Source organism: Agaribacterium haliotis (assembly GCF_002312815.1).
GTDB lineage: Bacteria > Pseudomonadota > Gammaproteobacteria > Pseudomonadales > Cellvibrionaceae > Agaribacterium > Agaribacterium haliotis.
On record NZ_NKQJ01000009.1, the window covers coordinates 63,474 to 84,833 of the forward strand.

Below are 21,360 nucleotides of genomic sequence, written 5' to 3' on the forward strand. Positions count from 1 at the left end.
GGCACCTTTTATTCCACTTTTGCTGTTCACACCCCGAGCGACTTATGCTTAAAAGCAAAGAAGAACAACACATACTCTACGGTTTTGTTTCAATTGTTGTATTGCTTGCCGTGCTTGCGCTGCTGGCCTGGTTTAGCCAGAGCCAGCTCGCCCACGCTTTACAGCGCTATGCAGCGGCCAGCGAAATTGTCGGCCTGCTCGACCGCGCGCGCTTAAACGAGCTGATCTTTACCCGCGACGGCGACGAAAACAGCGCCGCCGAAGCGCTGAGTTATATTGCGGAAGTAGAAAAACTCTCGGCGAACTTTGTTGCCGGCAGCAACAATGCCCAGGACCTTAAGCGCCTGAGCATCTTAGACGATGTTGTCCACCAGTACCGCCAGAGCTTTGAGCGCTACCAGCGCTTGCGCCGCAAGGCCTATCTTGCGCGCGAAGCCATGGTCAGCGCCGCCCAGGACGCGTCGCAAACCATGCACACCCTGATTGATCACCAACAGAGCTTTGACCAGAGCAGCAGCTCGCCCGACAGACAGGCCAGGCGCCTGCAAATAGAGCAGCACTTAAGCCGCCTGGCCTTAAACCTTTCCGAAATTCGCCAGATCGACAGAGATTTCAGCTTAAGTGAACAGGACGACGAAAAGCGGCGCCTCGCAGACATCGTGCGCAGCAAACTGACAACCGTGCAGATAGAAATTTCGACCATACGCGGGCTTTCTGAAAACAAAAATGAAATTGCCTTGCTCGACAAGCTGGTGCCGAGTGTACAAAACTATCTTGGCAATTTTGAACAGCTCGCGGCGCTCAGCCTCGAAGCCGAGACGGTAACGGCACGCATGATTAACGCTGCGCTGCGCTCGGATGAACTGCTCGATAACTCGCGCGAAGCGCGGCTCAAAGATCTTGAGCACGCCAATAAAGTTCGCAAGTTAACCGCTGTACTTGCACTTATTTTTATTATCGCCATTTCCGCGCTTTTTTATTATGTGCGCCGCTTCCAGCTGCGCCTTCGCAGCCTAAACAGTGAACTTAAACTTTCTCAGCAACAAGCCGAAGCGGCCAATGTTGCAAAATCGGCGTTTTTGGCCAATATGAGCCACGAAATACGCACGCCGATGAATGCCATTATGGGCATGAGCCAATTGGCACTGCAAAGCAACGAAGCCGGGCAGCAACGACGTTACCTCAACAAAGTTTACAGCGCCGCCGAAGCTTTGCTCGGCATCATCAACGACATTCTCGACTTCAGTAAAGTTGAGGCCGGCAAACTCGAACTGGAACACAATTGTTTTGAGCTCGGCCAGGTGCTCGACAAAATTTCCAGCCTGATCGGCTTAAAAGCCGAAGAAAAAAACCTGTGCATTTATTTTCATATAGACCCGGAGCTGAGCCGTTTATTTGTTGGCGACGCACTGCGCCTGGGCCAGATATTAACCAACCTTGGCAGCAACGCAGTTAAATTTACCGAGCGCGACGGGCAGATCGTCTTTCGTATACAACCCCTGCCAAAAGACAGCAAACGCAAAGGCAATGTGCAGTTTTGTGTTGAAGACAACGGCATAGGCATGAGCCGCGAACAACAGCAAAAAATATTTCAGGCCTTTAGCCAGGCCGATGTATCAACCACACGCCAGTACGGCGGAACTGGCTTAGGCCTTAGTATTTGCAAACAACTGAGCCAATTAATGGGCGGCGAACTGTGGGTTGAAAGCAGCCTGGGCAAGGGCAGCAGTTTTTATTTCACCGCCAAACTTGAGCTCGGCGATGAAAAACGCAGCGCGCTATACCGAGACAAGTACCGAGACAAATACAAAGGCGCAGAGCAGCTTTCACTGCTGCTTGTCGACAGCCATGAGCTCGGCCGGCAAGTGCTTGGCAGCATTGTCGACAGTTTTGGCATGCAGTTAAAAAGCTTGAGTGGGCTGCAGCAGATACGACTCGATGAGCTCAATCGTTTTGATGCGCTGTTGATTGATGCTGACCAGCCCAACAAAGAACTAAAACGGCTGCTGAACATACTGCAAGACAAACAAATAGCCTGCATATTATTGGTCAAACACTATCAGCGCGAACAGCTCGCCACTGAACTCGGCGAATTTAGCAAAATAAACTTTGTTTACAAACCACTGACGCCATCAAACTTGCTCGATGAGCTGTGGGCGGCACTGGGCCGCGCCCAGACTTCAACAACAAATAAGCCCGAGCTTTTAACTGGCGATACAAAACACTTAGATGGCGCGCGCGTGCTGTTGGTGGAAGACAACGACATGAATCAAGAGCTTGCACTGACCCTGCTAAAACAGCGCGGCGTGAATGTTGAGCTTGCGGAAAATGGCAAAGAGGCCGTTGCCCTGTTAAAACAGCACAAATACGATGCCGTATTAATGGACTGCCAAATGCCAATTATGGATGGTTACAAAGCCACCGAAATTATCCGCCAACAACTTGGCTTGATATCCCTGCCGATTATTGCGATGACCGCCAATGCAATGCCCGAAGACAGGGCAAAGGTGCTGAAGGCAGGCATGAACGACCATATCGCCAAACCGCTCAATATCGAAAACATGTTTTCTTGCCTGGCGCGCTGGATTAACTCAACAGCAAACGTCACAACAAGCAGCAAAACAAAAACACCGCCAAGACAGAGCAGCACTGCAGCCATTGATAAAAAACTCGGCCTTTTACACTGCGATGGCAATAGCGAGCTATACCACAAATTGTTACTACGTTTTGCCGACAACTATCGGCATATGGCCAAAAACCTATCAGACAAACTGCAAAACAATGAGCAGGCCGAAGCTGAGCGCTACGTGCACAGTTTAAAAAGCAACGCCGGCAGCATAGGCGCAAGTGCGCTTCAGCAACAAGCCGAGCGAGTAGAGCAGGCGTATAAAAATCAGCAATTTGATACAAGTACGCTAAAACTTGAGCAAGAACTAAAAGCCGTATTAACAGAACTGGCAGAATTTACGGCCAAAGAAAGCGACAGCGCTCAACAGCACAACATAAAAAATGCGAAAAACACTGTACAAGTAAGTGCTGACTTTATAAACAAGTGGCAACAACTTGGCGAGCTGCTCGCGAACTACGATAGCGAAGCACAAAGCGTTTTTATGCATATTAAAGATGAGCTAAGCAACGGTATAAAAAGTGATCAACTTCAAACACTCAGCCAGCATATAGACAACTGGGATTTTGAAGCGGCATTTAAACTGTGGCAACAACACAACAACGGGAGCCATTAATACAGTGGACTGGAAAGTATTTTTAACAATTTTTGTCGCGGTGTTTATCGCCGAGCTTGGCGACAAAACCCAGCTGGCGACAATGTTATTTGCATCAGATAAAGAGGTAAGCAAGTACCTGGTATTTTTTGCCGCATCTGCTGCCTTAATTGTTGCTTCGGCAGTGGGTGTGCTCGCCGGCAGTTTACTCTCCGCTTATATTAACGAAAAAGTTCTGCACTATATTGCCGGCGTAGGCTTTGTATTAATCGGCCTGTGGACCCTGTATTCTGCCTAGCGGGCTGAATACAGGCGCTGCAGAGTAAACAGCGCCTTACAAAAAAGCTACCAGGTTGTTTTGGGCAACATGCAGTTCGCGTAATAAGTGGTGGTTGCCGGCCAGTCGGAAAAAACGCCAATCACACCAACTTTTTTGGCAAGCACATGTAGCACTTCCATCACATCGCCGTCGCTCTCTATAACATCAGCTTTACCCAAATCGCCATTGACCGTTTGGTAGTACCAGCCACCGTTGTCTTTTAGCAGGCCAGAGCGCTCTAAAGTCCAGGTAATCAGTTTTAAACCGGCCTTGCGCGCATTTTTGGCGTACTGAGACGGCACTATTTTTCCGTAGGCGTTAACGTCCAACAACACCCACATCGGCGGAGCGATTACCTGCACGCCGTCGTATTTCCACTCCATCATGGTTTCCAGATCGATATCCAGATCATAGGCACCTTCTAAATACACAGCCTGGCGGCCAAAGCGCGGGTTATTGTTAATCCAATACAACACATCGTCATAGTTAAATGACTGGGCCCACACTCGCCGGGCGGGTATGCCCGCTTCGCGATATTCATCAATTAACTGCTGGGCGTATTGCTCTTGTGTGTAATCACCCTCAAAAGGCATGGCCACCGATGGCGCCTTAAGCTCGGGAGTGAAATCAACGCCAAGCGAATCAAATAATTCAATGCTCTCTTGGTGAGACAATAAGGTACCTTTGCCGGAATACAAATCTGTGCGCCAATCAGCGGTGGCATTCATATACTCTTCAATGCTGGTTGCCGCGGTATTTGCAGCATCCATTTTGCCCTGCAGGCTCTTAAATTCAGCAAGTGTTATATCGCTGGTGCAACACTTAATATCGGCGGCATTGGTTAACATGCCATCTACATCAAAAGCCGGCGGCACACTGCATTTTTCAGCGAGCTCTGTTAGCAAAATATTGGTGGTTGTGTGCAAATCACACTGAGAATGGCGACAGACTAAAGCTCTATCGGCAGTAAAGGTTACATCACACTCAAGTATGCCGGCGCCCATCTTGGCAGCGGCAATATACGATTCTTTTGTGTGCTCCGGAAATTGCAGCGGCGCACCGCGGTGGCCAATAGAAAAGGTCGATTTGCGAAAAGTACGGTTTTCACAGCGTTTAAGCTTTCGCTTTAAACCACTTTCGTCCATATCATCGACTAAAAAAAATGGCCGGGGGCCAAGCTCAACCTTGCTTGGCATATAGTGCCAATATTTATAACCTTCTCCATGGCCTGCGAAACTAACACTCGCAGCTAGCGCCAAAACACATGCTGAAACACACAGCGAAACAACAGTAAAAACGCGCATACTTCCTCCAAATACATAATTGTCAGAAGACTTTGCGTTGATACTATTGCAACAGAGCTTATTTTTGGCGACGTTTTAGTGAATTAAAGATTGGGGTGCCAGAAGAGGGCTGGCTTGGCGTAAATATACAGGTCAATAACAAAGTACGGTTTAATTCTTGACACTTAATATATGAATTGGCCTTAGATTTGATGTACCACACCACTGATCGATTTTATCACCGGGAAACACATTTGCTGTTTTTTTTCCTGACGCCATCATAAACATTGCCAACGACAAGAAGTGATCGAGCTTCTTTTCTCCAACCTTGGATTTCTGAACAAGATACCAATCCCCGCCACTCATACGCATAGCAAAGTCATCACCACAATAGAAGATCTGCTCAACTGTCTGGCCACTACCTTCAGAATGAGAAACAGAACTAGCAACTACAAATAGAAATAAAACTAAGATCTTAACTTTCTTAAACATAATTTTTACTCTGTATGTAAAGCAGAAACTAAACATTTACCGCTCTCATCTTTTTTATAGTCGATCCTTACAATAGATTGATCTGCTGTTTTTGCTGTAAGAACGAGAGAGAAAATAGCTTTACCCGACTCTTTGGATAGATCGATATACATTAAACCCCATAAACACTCGGGCAGTGATTCTTTGATATAAAAACCAGCGGTTGTACTTCCTTCAGAAAATATTCGCTTTATATGTACGACTCGACCTAAGCTATCGGCAGTGGCCGCCCCACAGTATACAAAAAGCCCAACAGCCAATAATAATTTTTTCACTCTATTTTTTACCCTTAAATTGTAACGGCTACTTTACCAAACGCACCCAACCAAGCTTCATGCGATTACCAGCGCAACCTTCCGTGTTAACTACAAGCTTTTCTCTGCCATAAATGCCGATAAAACTAGTGAAAACTTTCGGTTTGCACTTTCTTCACTCGGGCCATTGACTTGATAGCTACCAAGCACAGCAATTGAGATACTTCCAGTAACAGGGGGAGGGACAAGCTGTCAGTTTGACCGCATTGTAATGCCTTGATATCATATGTACATATTTACGTACATGTACAGGTTTAATTATGCAAAGTATTAGTTACACTGCAGCCAGAAATAGCCTAGCCAAAACAATGGAACAAGTATGCCAAGATCACGCCCCTGTTGCCATTACCAGAAAAGGGGAAGGTGCAGTTGTGATGATCTCAATGGAGGACTACCAAGCCCTTGAAGAAACTGCGTACTTACTTAGAAGCCCCAAGAACGCAAAGCGCCTTATCGAGTCAGTTGCCGAGCTAGGGCAAGGCAAAGGAACAGAAAGGGAGCTGCTTGAGTGAAACTGATATTTTCAGAGCAAGCTTGGCAAGACTACCTATATTGGCAGAAGACAGACAAGAAACTTTTAAAAAGGATAAATGCTCTGATAAAAGATATATCTCGCTCTCCATTCGAAGGTATCGGAAAGCCGGAGCCTCTCAAGCATGCTCTTTCTGGCTATTGGTCTCGTCGCATCAACGATGAGCATAGAATAGTTTACGCAATCGAAGATAATTCGATATTAATAGCTCAACTCAGATATCACTATTGAGGCATAGATCGATATACATTGAATAATATAAACACTCGGGTAATGATTCTTTAATATAAAAACAGGAAATTTTTCATTTTATTAGTGTTTAGTTTCAATATATACGTGGTTTAATTTACACATGCCATCATATTTTGTTAAATCCGGGTCATACTGAATGCAAGTTTTGATACCTGATGCAGCAGAAGATAACAACATGCTAAACGCAAATTGCTTATTTTCATCTTGATGAGCAATCCAAAAACCCGTACACGACTCTGGTAGATTTGTTAACGTTGCCCGAAGCCCGTATCTATCTGACCCTGATGACCAACTAAACACACGCTTAACTTTCCCACATGTTGTTTCCCACGCAAGACAAACCGGAGAAAAAATCAGCAGAAGACTTATAAGTACTCTAATCATATTGCTATTCATCCTACTACAATCAACTAATGCCAATACTATTTAGTACTGCTACAGCATCGGCGCTGCAACCATTAGAGTGATCTGACCCAGGTTGTGAACTAGGGCTATACCAGATGTTGATTTTTTTATCGGCCATCTTTGCGGCAAGTAACATTGAAAATATATTTTTCCCTTCGGGTGTTCTTGCATCAAACCTAAAATTAAAACCGTAGTGATGACAAGTATCACTTGGCGCGCCTTCAACGCCAATAAAAATAATGCCACTGCCGTACATGGCCGTTACGCTCTTTTGGCCTATATAATTTGCATACACATTGCTTGCTGTAAACAAAATAATTACAGCGAATAACAATTTAATTGCCTTCTCTCGCATTCTACTAAACACATTACTTCCTATTAATTTTTCAAACGAATATGACCAATATAAGGCCTGTTTGATGGGTTGCATTCGTAGAGGTGAAATGAAATATCAGACTGCGCAATAAATGCCGCAAGCACAGCCGACTGGATAAATTCATAATTGCCGCCATCTTTACTAACTTTGGCTTCGCTTAAATCCAACATATACATAGCGCCTGGATTTACAGCGCAACCAAGTGCCTGGCCTACCTGAAAATCAACCTGCACATGCAAACCCCAGGAACGACTTTCGATACCGGTAACCTTGCCATAGGGGGTAGTTTCCGTAGCGGCGCTGGCAGTATAAACACAGCCAAGTAAAACAAAGCCTGACAAAATTTTTATAAATACTCTCATAGTTTTATGATCTTCAGCTGTTTTGGTTTTTAACTTTTACTCTTCGCAGAATACGGTGGCTGTCAAAGCAGCTTTCATTATATATTTGTAAATCAACCAGCTTGCCGGTTGCGTGAGCGTAAAGAAGAACAGATAAAACCTGTTCCACATCGCTTCTTTCCGGGTCAACAGCAATGGCCTTAGCAGTGCATCCGGCATTATTGCTCAGCTCAGAATCCACCTCAAAAAATGCATTTTTCTTTATATATCCCGCATAGACACTAGTGACTTTTAAGTTGTAACTATGGGAATAAGACTCTGCCAAAGAAAATTTACTTAAGAGTGATAAAGATAAGCACAGCAGTGTAGTTGAAACTAACTTCATATTTTTAGTACTGATCATAATTTGGAAGAATAAATTTTTAGGTATTTACATGCAGAGTATTTACACTCTCAATATGAGGGAATTCGTTACAACTGTTAGTACCATTAATATCAATTTTTTTGCCCGCCATAAATGCCGAAAGCAAAAGCGAATACATATGTTTATATACATCACTTGTTAACGATAAAGTAAAATCCCAGCTTCCGTTTTCGGAACAAGAAATCCTCTCTGGGGGCTGATCTAATTTTATAAGAACATAGTTGCCATAAGCTGGATTAATTGCCAGCTTGATTATTTCCACACCATGCACACTATTCGAATAAACTACATTCGAAATTAATAAAAATACCGTTAGAGTTAATAGTTTCATTTTTAATGCCAGCTAGTGCCGATCAGCTACTTAAGTTCCAGAAAACCAGCACCTCGGGTGCATTACTTAAACATTCACCGCTACTTTCATATAAAACACGGACTTTCTTACCTTCATTTAAAGCGGTAAGCGCTGCTGAGTAAAATAAAAAAGACTCGGGCTCGCCTAACGGCATTGCGTAGTGGTCTTTAGATGAACAGTGGGATTCATCAGCAAGATCTGAACTTTTGATAAATACTCGGCCAGTGTTTTTGGAAAAACCCACCTCTTTAATGGTTAGCTCTTTGCTCACCGAAGCTGAATGCGCAAGCTGTGAAACCGCGCCAAATAAAAATAATAAAACACAGTGATATATTCGGGAAAACATTGATTAACCTTAAAATGATGCCGACAGTTTATTCGACAATACTTAATTGAAATAGCAAACAGTTTGAGTAATAAAGTGGCCCATCAACCACATAACGCAGCTTGACACGCGCACCTGATACCTTTGCCGCCAAAGCCGTACTATAAGCAACTTGCTGAGCGTGATTATTAAGATCCACATAAAAACCAGAACACGCCACATCATCCAGTGCAGAATTATCGATAATAATCAGACCACGCTCAGCCTCATAACCCACCTCAGTCACTTTACCCTCGTAATAAGCACTAACGTCGGCATAGGTAAAATCACTTAGAAAAATTAGTGAAATTGTAATAACTAGAATTTTCATAAAATTATTTATCGAATATTTTTCAAGAAAACACCGGTGTGGAGTTTGAGGTCTAGCCGCACTACGTTCGGCTTATTACTTTAATCCATCTGAATATAATAAATAGGATCAGCTGGAGAGACCCAACTACCAATAAGCTGACACAAACCGCCGTTCTGGTTGCCACCTTGCGCAGCATCGCTTTTGTAGTAAATCACTACTGTCTTATCAGATACTTTTGCCGCCATCAGCATGGACAACCAGGCATTGCATTTTTGTTCACTAAATTCACAAAGTTTATGAACACCAAAACCATTGCTCATATGAAGAGCATCACTTATACCAAGGTGAGATATTTTTCCAGTGCAATAATAGTTTGCATGTACAAAAGTTGAGCTTAAAAAACTATAAGGGCTAGTAGATATTTCATATATAAACGCGTATTAAATGTTGTAGGGTAAAAATATACAGTACCAATCAGTGTGAAGTGTCAACTCTGTTTCTTCTATTTTCTTACTCTAAACCCTTCCAAAAATAAGAGCGGGCGTATTCCAGATCGAACTTAGGCCCTGGCGATAGCGCTGACGGATCATCACAGTAATCAGAAATGCCCATGAATGGCGAGAAAATATCGAAATTCTTAAGAAATTCAAAATTCTCCAAAAAAGCATTTTCTGTGCTTAAAGAAAGTTCATTAAAAATTGGGGGAACTATGCCATCCGGAATGGCAAGACCTCTATATTCAGCTACTTTCGCATACAGTGTTGCCCAGCCGTGAAAAAAGTATTGCTCTCTCGACCACTGACTATCATCATCCGATCGATACTTAAGAAACTTAGGCGAACACATTAATTCAAGCTGTTCCGCAACCCCTTTTTCATCTTTAGCTATAAGCGCAGCATAAAACTTGTAATCGTGAATATATAAACGCTTTTTCTTTACAGTTTCTTCGCACTTAAATGCTCGATTGCACATCTCGCCAATCAGATCATCTTCGCCAAGAAGCGCTAGGCGAAGCAACAAAGAAATTTGATAGTAGCTAAATGGTTCATTCCACTGTTTTGCCCTACCAACATATTCGGATAGCACAAAAGGAAGTACAAACTGAGCATGCCACTCGATATATTTATCATCACCCAAAACAAGCGGATAATAAACACTTGATGGCGTAGATATAAAGCTGGATGACGGCACAGGAAGAATATGTATCCGTAAAATTACAATTTTAACTAGGACTTCGAGTAGCTTCGACGCTTCATCCCGATCCTTATCTACAAAAGCTGCACTAAGAAAGGCTGCGTGAACATTTATCCAATAAGCTGAGGCAGCTCCATCTAAGTCCTGAAATGGCTCTGACTCCAAACGACGAGTAAAGATTTTTTCAAATCTATCGATTCGATCAATGATATCGGAGGAATAAACAAGCTTTTTACCTTTTTCAAAATCCATGATTACTTACCAATTCTTGTCAATTGGGATAATTTTAAACTCACCACTAGATTTATCTAGCCCAGCAACACCCTTTTTGAGATTACCTTCCGCTCTAGCAGTAACAATTGCTTGGAACGCTTCGGAACTCGGATCCATTTTAGTCAACTTTTCGTCAATCCATCGCTTATCTAACTGCACTCCGTTTTTAGTGTTCCCTAACTTGAACGAATCTTTATTAACCTGCTTACTATCTATAAGTACAACATGCACACTGCCATCAGCATCCTTATAAGTAAAGGTATGATCTATGCCATTGTCAGATCCAAACTTCCCTCCCTCAAGAGATTTCCAGCCTGATCTATGGGCTACGGCCTTTGTAAGCTTTTCAGTTTGCTCACCCACTTTTACATTTAATGCTTGAAGCTCCTTGGCGTCCACAGGAGGGTTTGCTTTTAACTTAATGATGTCAGCTCTCGTTGTTGTAATATCCGCTTTCAGGTCTAATTCCTGCGCTCCATCTAGGTCGAGCGTACAAGCTGCTGCCCCACCAGCTTTACAACCAACATTGCCACTCGCTGATGGTGTGACCGCGTTATCAAAATCAACATCATTCGCGTTTTTTGTCTCAACATTAATTTGCTTGGCTAATTTTGGAGAAATTACCCCAGCATCCCCTAGTTTGGTAACAAACACCCTAAACGTTGAGGCACCAGGAATTGCCTTTTCAATTATTTTTGATGCGGCCTGCTCACCAAAATAAGCAACTAAACGCTTTCTTCCCTCTTCGGGGTCTTCATTATAAATTTCATATATTTCATAAAGCTCATAACCCGTTGCCGCTACGTCCAGTGCTTTCAGCAACATAATGGCTACAGGAATTAAAAATAGGGCATTATTTGCTGCGGCATTTTCAGCAGAAAACGCTGCAATATTTATCTCACTCGCTTCTGCTCCTGCGACAAACGCAGCCAAAGCTCCACTTAATTTTGCATACTGTGCAGTGTTTAACCCGAATTCCGAAAGTTCCGCCGCTGTAGCGGTGATATCAAGATTAATAAGTTCTTCTTGTTGCGCGTAAGTCAGGTTTTGAGGGTCATCAAGTCCATGCCTTATTAAAAACTCTTCTAGCTTTGCCGCATCCTGCCCAACTTGGGTATATGACTTGCGAACATCAGCAACTACTTCACCAACAACAGCCCCACCTGCACCAACGGCGCAGGACTGCCCAGATTCGCCACCATCTACGCTCGCTTTTGCAACACCTATTAAACAGCCAGAACCGGCATGAGCAATGTAACGAACAGCATTGATAATATCTCCAGCCTTATAAAGCTCGCCGATCTCGGTAGCCATCTGCTTGCCGATTGCATTTACACCAGAACTTAGAAGAGACTTAGTAAAAGAGTCCCCAAAATCACTGAGCTCACCACCATTTATCAGCGTCGAAGTAGATGTTGATACCGCCGCGTGAACAACCTGTTGAGTTGCTTGCCCAGCCAAGCTCAGCTGCCCTTCCGCATTATGAAGCCACGATGGGTCTACCTTTTCTGGATCAATATTTTGAAAGAATTCAGCATTTACCTGCGCAATGGCCCAAGCAGTCACCATCGACGTCGCAACTTGCTTGGCACCTTCTTCACTTAAAACAGACTCATAACCCGCTTCAAATACTTCTAAGAAGTTACCTCCATTAACTGCTGCATTCGCGGCAGATTGCGTTGCCATTGTTGCCATGGAAGTAATTGCAGCCTGAGCTACGGCAGAAGAAATTTGCCCCGCAAAAAGAGCTGCACCCGCACCCCCTGTTACGACGGCCATCACAACAGCAATCATCGCCATAGAAGCAGCATTTAGGGAGGTATTTTTCTCATTCCACTCTTTATAGATCAGCTCTACTTCTTCCCAATTAATATCTGGGTTGCTTAAATTCTGATCATAGATATCAACTAGCCATTCCATGCCTTCGATATGACGGAAGTTATCAACTTGCTGAGCAAGGGTAAGACCGGGTTCGGTTTCTATCTGTACATTTAGATTGGCTACTGCAGCAACTGAAAAACCACCAACAATTCTGTTATATGCTGCGTTTTCATATGTATGCCCACGATTGATTGTCGTGGTGGTGAACATATTTTCTTTTACATTGCTGTAGCTGTAGTGATCGGTTTCTTTAGTAAGTAATAGGTTTAATGAACCGTTGGCGGCGGAGACAGTCGTACCCTCTGAAGAGCTTATATCCGCCGCCTGCAGAGTAATATCACCAAATTCAGAGCGAATGCTAATTGTTTCACCAGCATCCAAAAGTGATCGCATTGCAACCGATTTATAGGTCTCTTCGGTTTTGTTCCCGCGCTTGTAATAGCTGGTACTGTTAACCAGGCGATCCTGTACCACAATACCTTTCGAAGCCAATAAGCTTATATGGCCGGAATCACTAACTATTTCGGATGCATCGATTAATATGCCCTGGCCAGCGGCAAGTTCGATCGCGTCTTCGGCGGTAATTTGTGATTGTAGGTAAGAAAGGGTAGAGCGGTTGTTGCGGCTCGAGCCTTCGCGGTTATAAATTGGGGTACCGGCAATAGTAATATTGCCTGCCGCATTCAGTTTTACAGAGCCTTCTTCAGCAGAAATAATGGCACCGATATTGGTGATGTCTCTGCCTTGGCTATCTTCTTCTGGATCTTCAGTTATAGTGCTGAGAGTTACCGAACCATCAGTAGATGATATTTCTGAAATCGCACCGTAACCACTGCCCTGTTCAAAACCGAGGTCGTAGCGGTAGACAATGGTTTGGTTGGTAATGCTTTTTGCTTCAATATTCAGGTCACCGCGAGCACGAATGATGCTTGATATATTGTCTAGCCTGCCACCAGCAACAATACTTAACGAGCCGTCGCTAGTTAAATCCGAGTTGTAGCTTGTAAGTGCTCCTGCTGTAGCGATAAAGGTACCGTGAGCAGCACGTATATCAACATTTCTTGCGTTGAGCTCATCAAGCTCGACGTAACCATCAATGTTGATTGTATGTTCTTCAATTTTTTGTTCAGCAACGGTTTCTGCGGTTAAATACAGTACCGGCACGATAACTTGCTGGCCATTGACGGTACGCAGTTCAGGCCAAACTATATTCTTAGCGGCACCATTAATTGTTATGCCACTGTTAATTTGATCAAAATCTAGCCTGTCTCCGAATTTCAGGTGCGGATTATTCTTTAGATATTCAAAGCTATCTGTAAATAATTGATTTTGTTGAGCCAGCTCGGTTTTATGTTCGAGTAATAGGCTTCGGCCTAGCAGAGCTTTCACTTGCGTTCTTATGTAGCGCGCTTGAACGGCAGCAGTGCCAATATTTTTATAGCGTTTGTACGTGGGAATAATGGTAGTGATGTCACCAACAGCAATAGGGACGTAAGTAGGTTCACTTATTGTGTCCGGTACTTCTGATAATGCTTGCTTGTACATCCATTCCAGGTTCTTTGCAGAACTACTGGTCCACTCCATATATTGAGGTGATTCATACGAGTAGCTAGAGCTAGACGAATCAAGATATACGGGGTTTGTATCAAAATCGTTTTCAATTATCTGGTCGGTCAGTATGTCTGCAAATGCAGGCGCCAACGGATTCACTATGGTTAAGATACTTAGGAAATACGCAGATAAACGCATTAAAAGACCCTTGTTATTAGAGCTGCTTTTATTTAGAGAATTCTTTTTATCATTTAACTGAACAATCACGATGCAAGCCCCCACCAATCAAACTCGTTATACGCGGATATAGCATGGCGCTTAACTGCGTGATAATACTGCGTGAGTGTTTCAAACAGAGAGTGGGTAACTGTTCTGCCGGTTTCTCCTGTTGTAACTTCTTTACTCTCCTGAATGGCATCAGGAATAACAACAGTGGAGTCAATTTCGGTGTAGGTTTCCTTAAACACTAGCTCACCAGAATTAATTGTTTCGTCATATAACAACTCACCGCCGAATGTTCGGTAGTGATTGTGAGCATACTGTGTTCCATTTTTTGTATACGTACGCTGCACATAGACCTGATCACTGCGCAGGCGCCCCGCTATATAGTCCGCAGCTTCGTTCAAGAAGTAGTGAAATGGGTTATATGTCTCAGGGCGGAATTCAGAACCCGGCGCATAAAAGTTGCCACGAACAAAAAACAAAGCATCAAGCTCTACAGGGTCTTTTATCACCGTATCGGTATCGACCAATTCAGTTGTATAAGAACCAAAGATAGTCTTGTGAGTAACTGTAGTGGTAGTGGTGCTTTGTTCGACCATCTGGTTTTCTAAACCAATACTTCTAACAACATTTGATTCAATATTTACACCTGAAAAAAATTCGGAGTAAGACAGCATGTTGGCAAAGTAGTTGGTTGCTTTAATCGTTGCCCCGCCCATAGAAGATAAAAACCCTGGCGGTGAATATATTAGCGTTGCAGAGCCATATGCTATTGAATCATCGCTAGCCCCCAATTTTTCAACCATGTAGGTTGATACGCGGTATCGCTGATTCACTAGTCTATGAGCGCGCAGATTGAGCTGGCCAGAATCGCCGCGCTGAAGCAGGTAGCCTGATGCGTTGATGATGTAAGTTGCAGGGCCAAGTACATCACCAGCAGCTGAACCGGTAATAGAAAGCTCACGTTCAGCAGAAACGCCTACCTGCGATACTCTTTCTCGATCTAGCAGGATGTGATCCTGACTATCAACGCGAGTGTAGTAGGGGTTTATATTTTCAAACGCCTGGGTTCTGATATACACATCTTTGCCAATGATATGTGCTGAGTTTTTTTCAGCCATAACATGGGAGCCTTGGCTGTATACGTATATGGTGTTAGGCATTAAATAAAATGCGCCGAGTTTTGTGCTGTTCTGTTTAAATGCTTCTTCTTCCGGGTTCAAAAAGTTTGAAAGTAAATCAGAGCGATTTAAATCAAGAAGCTCTGTTAGGCTCGTCGTTGGATTTGGATCGCGATAGGGCGTCCTTGATCCGTTGCGAATAACACCATAAAGCGACTCTAAATCAATTACTTCTGCTTGAATCAAACCACCATATTGATTTAAAACACCGCTAACGCCGTAGACCTGGATTGCAGCATCAGCTACTAGGCTTGCTTCATTTACAAATCTACCCGCGCCGATGGAGATATTTATTGCCTTCAAGTCAGCGAAGTTATTGACATCTTTACTAGCAATTATTTCAACGTTGGGTGAGTTTAATTGCATTGATTTATCAAGGTTGATATCGCCTGCTGACCTAAGTGTCAGCTTGGTTTCATCATAAACTCGACCTTGAACATTAAGTGTTGCATTGCTGTTTAGTGTTTGAATTGTTACCCCAGGATTTGGGCTATTTCTCTGACCGTTGTAGCTAACAACAACAATTGCATCAACACGGCTATCTATTGTTCCGTTGAAAGTAAGGCTTCCCGCTGAGGTAATTGAAACACGTGGCGCACGCAAGGTACCTGAGAACGTTGACGAGCTGTTATCAGTCAAAGCCCTTATGATTGCCCGATCCTCATAGTGCCAGCGGAAGTCACCCTTAATAATATCTATCGACCCAGCACCCATGGTATATGGGCCACCCTCTAACGCTGTATATACGCCTCTGGATGTATCTATGTTTTTTATAGCATCCTGGTTGACATCCACAATACCGGAGATATCTAAATCCATAGCAAAGATTTCCAGTGCTACTGCCCCGGGAACATATAAGCCATCCAGGGAAACTTTTGCGGTTCCAGGCGCAATGGTGCCTATTTCACTCGAGTGGAAAGCGTACGAAGGCCTATTACTCGCCACAATCGACGTGCGAAGAACATTTGAAATATCGCAGTTAGTACAGCTAAAAGTAGAGTCATCTTGTGCAATCACTAAAAAATCTGAGGCCGGACCAACAAATCTTATTGAGGATGTAAGCTCTGTATCGTCGACAACAAAAATTATTTTTTCTGCAGAGTTGATTCTGTCTTCTACACCACTTTCGTAACGAGGGGCATTCATTATGTAAAGTGGCCTATCAACACGAAAGCTAGAGAAAGAGTTGACAGAGATACCGTGTTCATTTGGCGGCGCAATATACAGCGCATCACCATCTGGCATTGCATCTTGAACAAATCGTGCACCGGAAATGATTCCAACTGATGAAGCAACAGCATTTAGTGGAAACATTAGAATAATGGCTGCCGTGACTGTTAGCTTCAGAATAAGCCTGGTAAAACCCATAGCTTCAACCCCAATAGAAATAAAAAGTAAAATTACACTACCGCTTCTGCAGTAATTACTGCATCAGTGAATACGCACTGAGAAGTACAAACAAGCAAAACAAAACATCACCCTGTTTTGCTTTTGTTTCAACGGCATTAAGGAAATAGTTAATAAGGTAGGTACTTTGAATCTTTCCCTGGCTGATCATCACATCCTTTATTAACTCTCTGCGCATGCAAAATCATTACAACAGGCAGAGACAATAGTTAGGCGCTGCGGACTAGCAGCGCCCTTGCGATGATTGTTTTCAGTAATTGACAACAAGAAAACTGTGGATAGACCTGCTACTTCTTCCCCAAAAAGTAAAGCCCCTAATTCTTAGGCGCCTATTATCTTATAAAAAACGAGAAGTGCTCAAGGCTTATACGCTTGACAAAGAACAAAAAAATCATTCGAAACAGCTAAGTTTGAACGTTTATGTCATTGACTTTTTGCCTGCAAATACAATAAAGGTGAGTGCAAACCATATTGGTGCTAAAGGCACCTTGATAGGGCACTGTAATTAAGGCATTCCTAGCGCAAATCCATATACGCCTTTTCTGCAATATCTGCATAGGCGCGGGCTTTTTCTAAATAGGCCCAGTAGTGCAGGTAGACTTTTTCAAAAAGCTTATCTTCGGCGGCGCTTTCGGCGTAGATATCTAAAGCGGCTTGTTTATAAGTGGCGAGTACCGATTCGGGGAAGCGGCGAATTTCTACATTGCTTTGTTGTTGTATTTGCTGCAATGCAACTAAGCTGCGCGCTTGGTATTCATCGAGCATAAGCTGGTTGACTGATTGCGCAGCGCTAATAACTATTTGCTGAAGTTCTTCCGGCAGGCTCTGCCAGGCTTGTTTGTTGATGGTAAATTCCATTGCTGGGCCGGGTTCGTGCCAGCCGGGGAAATAATAGTATTTGGCGATTTGCTGAAAACCCATGGCTAAGTCGTTGTAGGGGCCAACCCATTCGGTTGCATCGATAACGCCGGTTTGCAATGCATTAAAAAGTTCTGCGCCGGGAATATTTACCGCTGTGCCACCTGCGCGGCTAAATACTTCACCGCCCAGGCCGGGTATGCGCATTTTCAAACCCTGAATATCTTCGGGGCTTTGGATTTCTACATTAAACCAGCCGCCCATCTGGGTGCCGGTATTGCCGCCGGGCAGCGGAATAAGGTTGTAGGGTTCGTAAATTTCTTGCCACAGCTCTAAACCGCCGCCGTAGTTGATCCAGGCGTTAAATTCTTGTGCGGTCATGCCAAAAGGTACTGAGGTAAAAAATACCGCCGCCGGGATTTTGCCTTTCCAGTAATAGGCGGCGCTGTGGCCCATTTCTACTGAGCCTGCGCTGACGGCGTCAAAAACTCCGAGCGCGGGAACAATGGTATTGGCACCGTGCACGGTAATTTGCAGGCGGCCGCTGCTCATCTTCTGGACTTTTTCGGCAAATAATTCTGGCCCCAGGCCTAAACCGGGAAAGCGCTTGGGCCAGCTGGTGACTAAATCCCACTGATAAACTGTGCCGGCATCATTTACTGCTGCTTGTCTGTGTTCCGTTGTTTTATTTTTTGTTGCCGAGTTAAGCACCAGCGCGGCAAATAATGATAAACAAACAACGAGTAGCGCTGCGATCAGTGTGGGCATCCACCAGGGCGAGTAGCGGTTTTGCATAAAAAACGACCAAGACGTTAACAATAATGCAAACATTGTAACGTCTTGTAAGCGCTACTTAGAAATTGGCGCCATTTACCTTAGACTGCACGCAGATACCTCTTTGTGCATACGCTAAGGAATGTTCATGCCTGCACGTCTCGTTCAACTATTTGTTGTTTTTCTATTTAGTTTCAGTTCGGCCTGCTTTGCCGAGAAGCACTTTTTTATTCACGGCGGTTTTGGTGCCGGTGCCATCGATTTCCCGGATTCACAAGATGAAGAACTGGATACGGTTACCACTGCTTTACAGCTCGGCATCGGTTACGAATTTCAAACACCGATTTCGATACAGTTTAATTACGGTTATATGGATGAGTTTTTTTTGCTGGCTTTGTTTAACGATGCTTCTTACGAGATTGACTACAGAGATCTATTAGTTGGCTATCGCTTTAACTATAAAAAACTCTACGTTCGGCCATTGCTGGGCATTTCCGATAGTCGCCTGCGCTTAGTCCGCCGCGACGGCGACAAGGCCGAAGTGTTAAGCAGCGATAGAGACAGCAGCATGGTTTGGGGTTTTGACCTCGGTATCGATTTTACCCGCCACTTTGCGATGAGCGTCGGCTACAAACACTACGAGCCTAATTTTGCGATTAATACCGGCTATAAAAAATACGAAGCTGAGTTTGTCGATTTTAACTACATCAGCGCGGTGAACTTTATAGGTAAGTTTTAAGCTGGGTTTAGCTCTGGGTTCACTTTGGCTACGCTTAACTTGCGCAGCCAGAGTGTTGTGAAAGCGGCTTGGAACTTACAGCACTTCAAGCTTGGCGTATTGCAGCATCAGCCATTTAGTACCTTCGCCGGCAAAATTTATTTGCAGGCGCGCGGCGGCGCCCTGGCCTTCAATCGCCAAAATAGTGCCTTCGCCAAAAACCGGGTGGCTGACCAGCTGGCCGAGGCTCATGCCGGGCACGGTATCGCTCAGACTCTGTTGCTGAAACTGCGCGGGCCGGCTCACCGCTTTTTTCATGCGCACTTCATTGACCAAGCCATTGGGGATTTCACGCACAAAACGCGACGGCGAATTAAAGGTTTCTTTGCCGTAGAGGCGGCGGCTTTCGGCGTAACACAAGACCAGTTTGTGCATGGCCCGGGTTAAACCGACATAGGCGAGGCGGCGCTCTTCTTCGAGGCGGCCGGGCTCTTCTGCACTCATGCGGTGGGGAAACAGGCCTTCTTCCATGCCGGCAAGCACAACAAAGGGAAATTCTAGGCCCTTGGCGCTGTGCAGCGTCATCATTTGCACCGCTTCTTCGTAATCGTCGGCCTGGGTATCGCCGGCATCGAGCGCGGCTTTATCTAAGAAGGCGTCTAATACCGGTACATCGTCATCGTCGCTTTCAAATGCGCGACAGGCGCTGACTAATTCCTGCAAGTTTTCTACCCGGGCCTGGCCGCGTTCGCCTTTTTCCTGGGCGTGAAAATCAAGCAAACCCGAGCCGTCGACAACGATGCTGGCAATATCGCCAAGCTGCTGTTCAAAACACTGGTCTTCAAGCGTGTTTAGCAGCTCGAGAAACGCCTGCAGCGCATTGGCGGCGCGGGCACTAAAAACATTGTTGGCAATGGCGCCCTGGGCGGCATCAAATAGTGAACTGCCCTGATCGCGGGCAAACAATCTGAGTGTATCGAGGGTTTTGTTGCCGATGCCGCGGGTCGGTGTATTAACCACACGCTCAAAGGCGTTGTCGTCATTGCGGTTGCTGAGCAGGCGCATATAGGCCAGCGCGTTTTTAATTTCGAGGCGCTCGTAGAAGCGCTGGCCGCCGTAGATGCGATAGGGCACATCGGCGCGGATAAAGGCTTCTTCAAGCACACGCGACTGGGCGTTGCTGCGATAGAGCAGGGCGATGTCGTTGGCGCTAGTGCCATCATCGCGCCAGCGCTGAACCTGATCGACAATGTAGCGCGCTTCATCCTGTTCATTAAACGCGGCGTAAAGGTCGATGGCCTCGCCATCGGCGCCGTCTGTCCACAGGGTTTTACCGAGGCGATCGCCGTTGTTTTCAATAACCGCGTTGGCCGCTTTTAATATGGTTGCCGTGGAGCGGTAGTTTTGCTCTAGGCGCGTTACCTGCACCGGGGCAAAGTCTTGTTCAAACTTGTGAATATTTTCTATTTTTGCCCCGCGCCAGCCGTAGATGCTCTGATCGTCGTCGCCAACAACCGTCAGCGCTGCGCTGTTACCGGCAAGCACACGCAACCACGCGTATTGAATGCTGTTGGTATCTTGAAATTCGTCGACAAGAATGGCGCTAAAACGGCGCTGGTAGTGTTCAAGCAGGTTTTTGTTGTTTAACCACAGTTCGTGGCTGCGCAATAAAAGCTCGGCAAAGTCGACCACTCCGGCGCGCTCACAGGCTTGTTCATAGGCCAGGTAGATTTGCTTCATAACCTTGGTGTAGGGGTCAAAGCTGTCTTGAATGTAGGCCGCGCGCAGGCCGTCATCTTTTTTGCCGTTGATAAAACCCTGGGCCTGGCGGTGGGGCCAGCGGCTGTCGTCGATCTGCAGATCGGCATAGATGCGTTTAATCAGGCGCAGTTGATCGTCGCTGTCGAGGATCTGGAAATTCTGCGGCAACTTCGCTTCTTGCCAGTGCTGGCGCAGCAAGCGGTGGGCAAGACCGTGAAAGGTGCCGACCCACATCGAGCGCACGGCAAATTCCGAGCCGAGCTGCGGGCCGAGGCGCTCGCGCATTTCGGCGGCGGCTTTGTTGGTAAAGGTTACCGCCAATATTTGCTGGGCACCGAGATTCTCTACCCGCATAAGCCAGGCGATGCGCTGCACCAGCACGCGGGTTTTACCCGAACCAGCACCGGCAAGCACCAGTTGATTGCTAAGTGGCGCACAAACGGCTTCGCGCTGTGCATCGTTTAATGAGTTGAGAAGATCGCTGACGTCCATAGCGGGCATTGTAACAATACC

General features: G+C 45.2%; 21 protein-coding genes. 5 read left to right on the forward strand and 16 right to left on the reverse strand.

Annotation, left to right across the window (positions count from 1 at the left end; translation table 11 throughout):
• Positions 1–44: 44 nt before the first annotated feature.
• Together CFK45_RS11595 and CFK45_RS11600 are read left to right on the forward strand one after the other, a co-directional pair.
• Positions 45–3,242 (forward strand): response regulator, encoded by a 3,198-nt coding sequence (locus tag CFK45_RS11595; protein ID WP_096086607.1) that lies wholly within the window; start codon positions 45–47, stop codon positions 3,240–3,242.
• A 4-nt stretch (positions 3,243–3,246) separates the two neighbouring features.
• Entirely contained in the window at positions 3,247–3,519 is a 273-nt protein-coding gene (locus CFK45_RS11600; RefSeq protein ID WP_096086608.1) for a TMEM165/GDT1 family protein, read from the forward strand.
• Between the two features lie 47 nt (positions 3,520–3,566).
• Here the strand turns inward: CFK45_RS11600 and CFK45_RS11605 are convergent, their stop codons facing one another.
• The 3 genes from CFK45_RS11605 to CFK45_RS18340 form a co-directional block, all read right to left on the reverse strand.
• Positions 3,567–4,844, reverse strand: coding sequence for a glycerophosphodiester phosphodiesterase family protein (locus CFK45_RS11605; RefSeq protein ID WP_096086609.1), 1,278 nt, complete (start codon positions 4,842–4,844; stop codon positions 3,567–3,569).
• A gap of 150 nt (positions 4,845–4,994) precedes the next feature.
• A complete protein-coding gene (locus tag CFK45_RS11610) occupies positions 4,995–5,315 on the reverse strand; it encodes a hypothetical protein (RefSeq protein WP_143247565.1) in 321 nt (106 codons plus the stop codon).
• Positions 5,316–5,320: 5 nt separating this feature from the next.
• Entirely contained in the window at positions 5,321–5,629 is a 309-nt protein-coding gene (locus tag CFK45_RS18340) for a hypothetical protein (protein ID WP_143247566.1), read from the reverse strand.
• Between the two features lie 299 nt (positions 5,630–5,928).
• Here CFK45_RS18340 and CFK45_RS11615 point away from each other — a divergent pair, with 299 nt between their 5' ends.
• Positions 5,929–6,180, forward strand: a complete 252-nt coding sequence (locus CFK45_RS11615; RefSeq protein WP_096086611.1) for a type II toxin-antitoxin system Phd/YefM family antitoxin — start codon at positions 5,929–5,931, stop codon at positions 6,178–6,180.
• The gene (locus tag CFK45_RS11620) at positions 6,177–6,431 is read left to right on the forward strand and encodes a Txe/YoeB family addiction module toxin (protein ID WP_096086612.1); all 255 of its coding nucleotides are present in this window, start codon (positions 6,177–6,179) and stop codon (positions 6,429–6,431) included. The genes CFK45_RS11615 and CFK45_RS11620 overlap by 4 nt, the downstream gene beginning before the upstream one ends.
• Positions 6,432–6,858: 427 nt before the next feature.
• Here CFK45_RS11620 and CFK45_RS11625 read toward each other — a convergent pair whose 3' ends face one another.
• From CFK45_RS11625 to CFK45_RS11675, 12 genes are all read right to left on the reverse strand, one after another.
• Positions 6,859–7,224, reverse strand: coding sequence for a hypothetical protein (locus tag CFK45_RS11625; protein WP_143247567.1), 366 nt, complete (start codon positions 7,222–7,224; stop codon positions 6,859–6,861).
• An 11-nt stretch (positions 7,225–7,235) separates the two neighbouring features.
• Positions 7,236–7,595, reverse strand: a complete 360-nt coding sequence (locus CFK45_RS11630) for a hypothetical protein (protein ID WP_096086614.1) — start codon at positions 7,593–7,595, stop codon at positions 7,236–7,238.
• 13 nt (positions 7,596–7,608) lie between these two features.
• Positions 7,609–7,959, reverse strand: a complete 351-nt coding sequence (locus CFK45_RS11635; RefSeq protein WP_143247568.1) for a hypothetical protein — start codon at positions 7,957–7,959, stop codon at positions 7,609–7,611.
• A 37-nt stretch (positions 7,960–7,996) separates the two neighbouring features.
• The gene (locus CFK45_RS11640; RefSeq protein ID WP_096086616.1) at positions 7,997–8,329 is read right to left on the reverse strand and encodes a hypothetical protein; all 333 of its coding nucleotides are present in this window, start codon (positions 8,327–8,329) and stop codon (positions 7,997–7,999) included.
• Between the two features lie 22 nt (positions 8,330–8,351).
• Positions 8,352–8,696 carry a hypothetical protein gene (locus CFK45_RS11645; RefSeq protein ID WP_096086617.1) on the reverse strand — a complete coding sequence of 115 codons (345 nt, stop codon included), beginning with the start codon at positions 8,694–8,696 and terminating at the stop codon, positions 8,352–8,354.
• 28 nt (positions 8,697–8,724) lie between these two features.
• Entirely contained in the window at positions 8,725–9,045 is a 321-nt protein-coding gene (locus tag CFK45_RS11650; protein WP_096086618.1) for a hypothetical protein, read from the reverse strand.
• 80 nt (positions 9,046–9,125) lie between these two features.
• Positions 9,126–9,347, reverse strand: coding sequence for a hypothetical protein (locus CFK45_RS11655; RefSeq protein WP_096086619.1), 222 nt, complete (start codon positions 9,345–9,347; stop codon positions 9,126–9,128).
• A gap of 190 nt (positions 9,348–9,537) precedes the next feature.
• The gene (locus CFK45_RS11660; RefSeq protein WP_096086620.1) at positions 9,538–10,473 is read right to left on the reverse strand and encodes a hypothetical protein; all 936 of its coding nucleotides are present in this window, start codon (positions 10,471–10,473) and stop codon (positions 9,538–9,540) included.
• 6 nt (positions 10,474–10,479) lie between these two features.
• The gene (locus CFK45_RS11665) at positions 10,480–14,193 is read right to left on the reverse strand and encodes a DUF637 domain-containing protein (RefSeq protein WP_096086621.1); all 3,714 of its coding nucleotides are present in this window, start codon (positions 14,191–14,193) and stop codon (positions 10,480–10,482) included.
• The gene (locus CFK45_RS11670; protein ID WP_096086622.1) at positions 14,190–16,697 is read right to left on the reverse strand and encodes a hypothetical protein; all 2,508 of its coding nucleotides are present in this window, start codon (positions 16,695–16,697) and stop codon (positions 14,190–14,192) included. The genes CFK45_RS11665 and CFK45_RS11670 overlap by 4 nt, the downstream gene beginning before the upstream one ends.
• A gap of 55 nt (positions 16,698–16,752) precedes the next feature.
• The gene (locus CFK45_RS18470; protein WP_158224682.1) at positions 16,753–16,914 is read right to left on the reverse strand and encodes a hypothetical protein; all 162 of its coding nucleotides are present in this window, start codon (positions 16,912–16,914) and stop codon (positions 16,753–16,755) included.
• 338 nt (positions 16,915–17,252) lie between these two features.
• Positions 17,253–18,425, reverse strand: coding sequence for a TRAP transporter substrate-binding protein (locus CFK45_RS11675; RefSeq protein WP_239923660.1), 1,173 nt, complete (start codon positions 18,423–18,425; stop codon positions 17,253–17,255).
• 91 nt (positions 18,426–18,516) lie between these two features.
• Here CFK45_RS11675 and CFK45_RS11680 point away from each other — a divergent pair, with 91 nt between their 5' ends.
• Positions 18,517–19,107, forward strand: coding sequence for an outer membrane beta-barrel protein (locus tag CFK45_RS11680; protein ID WP_158224683.1), 591 nt, complete (start codon positions 18,517–18,519; stop codon positions 19,105–19,107).
• A 75-nt stretch (positions 19,108–19,182) separates the two neighbouring features.
• Here the strand turns inward: CFK45_RS11680 and uvrD are convergent, their stop codons facing one another.
• On the reverse strand, positions 19,183–21,339 hold the full coding sequence (gene uvrD / locus CFK45_RS11685; protein ID WP_096086744.1) for a DNA helicase II: 2,157 nt from the start codon (positions 21,337–21,339) through the stop codon (positions 19,183–19,185).
• Positions 21,340–21,360 lie beyond the last annotated feature (21 nt).

Excerpts from the sequence above, each read along its gene's own strand:
- CFK45_RS11660 (WP_096086620.1), bottom strand. The coding sequence starts at position 10,473 with ATGGATTTTGAAAAAGGTAAAAAGCTTGTTTATTCCTCCGATATCATT.
- CFK45_RS11655 (WP_096086619.1), bottom strand. The coding sequence starts at position 9,347 with ATGAGCAATGGTTTTGGTGTTCATAAACTTTGTGAATTTAGTGAACAA.
- CFK45_RS11645 (WP_096086617.1), bottom strand. The coding sequence starts at position 8,696 with ATGTTTTCCCGAATATATCACTGTGTTTTATTATTTTTATTTGGCGCG.
- CFK45_RS18470 (WP_158224682.1), bottom strand. The coding sequence starts at position 16,914 with ATGCGCAGAGAGTTAATAAAGGATGTGATGATCAGCCAGGGAAAGATT.
- CFK45_RS11670 (WP_096086622.1), bottom strand. The coding sequence starts at position 16,697 with ATGGGTTTTACCAGGCTTATTCTGAAGCTAACAGTCACGGCAGCCATT.
- CFK45_RS11630 (WP_096086614.1), bottom strand. The coding sequence starts at position 7,595 with ATGAGAGTATTTATAAAAATTTTGTCAGGCTTTGTTTTACTTGGCTGT.
- CFK45_RS11675 (WP_239923660.1), bottom strand. The coding sequence starts at position 18,425 with ATGTTTGCATTATTGTTAACGTCTTGGTCGTTTTTTATGCAAAACCGC.
- CFK45_RS11650 (WP_096086618.1), bottom strand. The coding sequence starts at position 9,045 with ATGAAAATTCTAGTTATTACAATTTCACTAATTTTTCTAAGTGATTTT.
- CFK45_RS11680 (WP_158224683.1), top strand. The coding sequence starts at position 18,517 with ATGCCTGCACGTCTCGTTCAACTATTTGTTGTTTTTCTATTTAGTTTC.
- CFK45_RS11640 (WP_096086616.1), bottom strand. The coding sequence starts at position 8,329 with ATGAAACTATTAACTCTAACGGTATTTTTATTAATTTCGAATGTAGTT.
- CFK45_RS11605 (WP_096086609.1), bottom strand. The coding sequence starts at position 4,844 with ATGCGCGTTTTTACTGTTGTTTCGCTGTGTGTTTCAGCATGTGTTTTG.
- CFK45_RS11635 (WP_143247568.1), bottom strand. The coding sequence starts at position 7,959 with ATGAAGTTAGTTTCAACTACACTGCTGTGCTTATCTTTATCACTCTTA.
- CFK45_RS11615 (WP_096086611.1), top strand. The coding sequence starts at position 5,929 with ATGCAAAGTATTAGTTACACTGCAGCCAGAAATAGCCTAGCCAAAACA.
- CFK45_RS11595 (WP_096086607.1), top strand. The coding sequence starts at position 45 with ATGCTTAAAAGCAAAGAAGAACAACACATACTCTACGGTTTTGTTTCA.
- CFK45_RS11610 (WP_143247565.1), bottom strand. The coding sequence starts at position 5,315 with ATGTTTAAGAAAGTTAAGATCTTAGTTTTATTTCTATTTGTAGTTGCT.
- uvrD (WP_096086744.1), bottom strand. The coding sequence starts at position 21,339 with ATGGACGTCAGCGATCTTCTCAACTCATTAAACGATGCACAGCGCGAA.